The organism is Microcystis sp. LE19-131.1A (assembly GCF_027532015.1).
GTDB classification, from domain to species: Bacteria; Cyanobacteriota; Cyanobacteriia; order Cyanobacteriales; family Microcystaceae; genus Microcystis; species Microcystis ichthyoblabe_A.
Genome location: NZ_JAPZSS010000068.1, coordinates 1 through 3,000 on the forward strand (window position 1 = coordinate 1; position 3,000 = coordinate 3,000).

Consider the following 3,000-nt stretch of genomic DNA (forward strand, 5'->3'; position numbering starts at 1 on the left):
AGAAAAACTTGATTAATAATGTACAGGATTAATTCTACTACAAAATTGGAAGGAGGGGGCAACCATCGATCCCTACCTCCCACACTCCGAGAATGATTATTATTCTTGAGAATGAATAGTTTATTTTTTGGAAGTCCCCTAACCTTTGATGCCGTAAGGCGTTGATCACTCTGTTTGCCAGATAAATCCATATCGTAAAGTAAAGCAGTGTACTAACCTTTGATGCCGTAAGGCGTTGATCACAATTTTTGTCCCATCTGGTTTTGTGGCTTCGATTGTGTGTACTAACCTTTGATGCCGTAAGGCGTTGATCACATTACCCGCAACTCGCAAGGCATCTATAGGATTTCGTGTACTAACCTTTGATGCCGTAAGGCGTTGATCACGTAAGCGCAGCCGACACTTGCTGACTAATGAAGAGTGTACTAACCTTTGATGCCGTAAGGCGTTGATCACATCAATTAATTGGCAACCAACAAAAATGTAATTACTGTGTACTAACCTTTGATGCCGTAAGGCGTTGATCACAAGGGTATCAGGTAGAACGTAACGATGGGACAGTGGTGTACTAACCTTTGATGCCGTAAGGCGTTGATCACAGAGGCTAGTCGCAAAAGTATTTCAATCTTTTCTAGTGTACTAACCTTTGATGCCGTAAGGCGTTGATCACAAAGACACCCTACTGAACTGTTTCAGCTAAAATAGAGCAATAAATTTGAGCTTAAAGTCTTAGATTATAGAATTTATAGCATTTTTCTAATACACCAAATTAGCTGAAACAATCCACTACAAGAAATTAAGTTTATTACCCCTTCAGTGTGATAAAGTGGGAAGCGGAGATAGACGATAGAGTTGCTCATTTGTAGGGGCTGACCGATGAGGAAATAAAGATTATTAGGGGGGAGTAAATCATGAGTACAGAAGAGGAAATTCTCAATCAAATAGCAAACTTCACTTCCACGGAATGGAATATGTGGAAAAAACAACAAGAACAGAAATCATTACACAGGTTGTCTTTTCCAGGCTTCCATCGATTTTCAAATAAAAACTTTCAATATTTTGATTTCTCTAAAATAGATTTTCCTTCTAATGAAATATGGAACTGTGATTTCAGTAACACTAATTTAATTGAAGCCACCTTAAAATCTACTAAAATTTATCAAACCGATTTTACAGGTGCTGACTTAAGTAAAACAGACTTATCTAGTTCGGAATTGACTGATGTTAATCTAAGTCATACGGATTTAACTGATGTTGATATAACCTATGTTAAGTTTACTAAAGTAAAATTCAATCAATGTGTAATTAACCCAAAAAAAGTAAATTTTAGTGAAACATTAAAAACTGAATTTAAAGATATAGAATGTGATTTTGTTTATTTAAACAAATCAAAACCCGAAAGATATCCTCCTAGTGGATATTTTGTTGCGGGAGAATTTGAAAAATTTATTAAAGGAGAAATAGACATGGATAATCCTCAAACAAACAGAAAACTTTTAGATGGTTCAGGTGATCACTTTCGTTCAGAGCTTAATATTGTTAATACCGATGCTGAACGCAATCAACTCCAGAATGAAGTTAATTTTCTGAGAAAACGGTTAGAGTCTATGGAATTGCAAGAAAAAATTTACAATCACACAAGAGTAAAGCCACGACTTGAGATTATTTTGCCCATTTGTATTGTTTCTATTGTATTTCTGGTATTTTCTTCTATCTTAATCAATAAAGTTGACAAACAAAAAATTGAGGTATCTGTCAATTATGACGTGGGAATAATTATGGGGGGATTATTAACTGGTTCAGCTGCTTTAATTGCAGCATTATCTTATGCAAAACGGAATCATACATCCAATCAAAATAATAGAGAATAGGCTAATCGGGCAAAATGCTCATCCCCGACTACATCGACAACTCCACCCACACCCTGGCAACCCTCCTCAATCAGTTGCTTGAGGATAACAACCAGCACATCCTGGACCGAGTGTGTCAAGAATGGTTCACACCAGAATAGCGAGATAGAGCGATAATAAGGAAGTAGTCTGACCGGCCAAGAATGTATGCAGTCCCCCGACGCGGCGATCAAGGAGTTCTTGAATCTGTTTTAATAGCTTCCGTGTAGAGTAGGTTAAAAATGCAACAACCATCGGGTCCGGCATGGCCAGTAAACGATCGCTTTTTAGAACTCCGTTGTCGCTGGATGACCCTGATCGGGGAACATCTGCAAGACGATCGAGGACAACTATTAGAGTATTGGCGGGTTGAAAAAGCCGATTCCGTTATCGTTCTGCCCGTTCAAAACTCGATGATACTGCTGCCCGCTCCCAGTTATCGCCCCGGACTGGGACAAATAACCCTTGATTTCCCCGGTGGTCGGATTTCCGAGGGGCAAGACCATCACGAGGCGGCGTTGATGACTCTAAAACGAGAATTAGGAATTGAAGCAACGGCAATGACCCGATTAATTCCCCTAAACAGCGAGGGTTGGGCGGTCAATAGCTCCTTTTCCAATCAGAAACTCTACGGTTTTATCGCCGATATCGACGGCGACCTATCTACCGGCGAAGTATTGACCTATCCCGCTAATTCGATTGGAGTCAGCGATTTGTTGAAGTCCCTCACCTGCTTACAATGCCGCGCCGTCCTGCTGGAATGGTGGTTAAATCAAACCGAATGATAGTTAGTACAAACCTATCCCCTAGTAAAAGTTAGATACGGTGGCGATCGAGTTATCGGGTTCCATCGATGGAAGAAAGTTATAGTACAAATTTATCCCCTAGTAAAGGTTAGATACGGTGGCGGGAACGATTGAGGGATTAGACGCTCTAACGGATCGACACCATAGCGATCGAAGGTCATGTCATCACCCGCATTTCTCACAAATTGAGTTGGGAAGCTGATTTGGATGCAGAAAATTGCGGTTATTTGTAAATCAGAAAGAATTCTCAAATTGGGAAACAAGAATCTGACTAAACTAGCCAAAAAGCTGGCAAAAAATTGGCT

The 3,000-nt window shown here is 39.8% G+C and carries 5 protein-coding genes and 1 CRISPR repeat array; of the genes, 2 read left to right on the forward strand and 3 right to left on the reverse strand.

Annotated elements, in window-relative coordinates:
* Positions 1-133 precede the first annotated feature (133 nt).
* A CRISPR array of direct repeats spans positions 134-671; the repeat unit is 37 nt; unit sequence GTGTACTAACCTTTGATGCCGTAAGGCGTTGATCACA.
* A 240-nt stretch (positions 672-911) separates the two neighbouring features.
* Complete coding sequence (locus O9323_RS06130) at positions 912-1,871, forward strand: pentapeptide repeat-containing protein (RefSeq protein ID WP_288124830.1); 960 nt, start codon at positions 912-914, stop codon at positions 1,869-1,871.
* Here the strand turns inward: O9323_RS06130 and O9323_RS06135 are convergent.
* Together O9323_RS06135 and O9323_RS06140 are read right to left on the reverse strand one after the other, a co-directional pair.
* Positions 1,853-1,990, reverse strand: a complete 138-nt coding sequence (locus O9323_RS06135; RefSeq protein ID WP_154663895.1) for a hypothetical protein — start codon at positions 1,988-1,990, stop codon at positions 1,853-1,855. The genes O9323_RS06130 and O9323_RS06135 overlap by 19 nt on opposite strands.
* Before the next feature lie 7 nt (positions 1,991-1,997).
* Complete coding sequence (locus tag O9323_RS06140) at positions 1,998-2,144, reverse strand: hypothetical protein (RefSeq protein ID WP_193978980.1); 147 nt, start codon at positions 2,142-2,144, stop codon at positions 1,998-2,000.
* On the opposite strand from O9323_RS06140, the gene O9323_RS06145 reads away from it, so the two are divergent.
* Positions 2,132-2,674, forward strand: a complete 543-nt coding sequence (locus O9323_RS06145) for an NUDIX domain-containing protein (RefSeq protein WP_288124831.1) — start codon at positions 2,132-2,134, stop codon at positions 2,672-2,674. The genes O9323_RS06140 and O9323_RS06145 overlap by 13 nt on opposite strands.
* Positions 2,675-2,766: 92 nt before the next feature.
* Here O9323_RS06145 and O9323_RS06150 read toward each other — a convergent pair.
* Positions 2,767-3,000, reverse strand: a 234-nt coding sequence (locus O9323_RS06150; RefSeq protein ID WP_288124832.1) for a hypothetical protein, incomplete at its 5' end; no start/stop codon positions are given.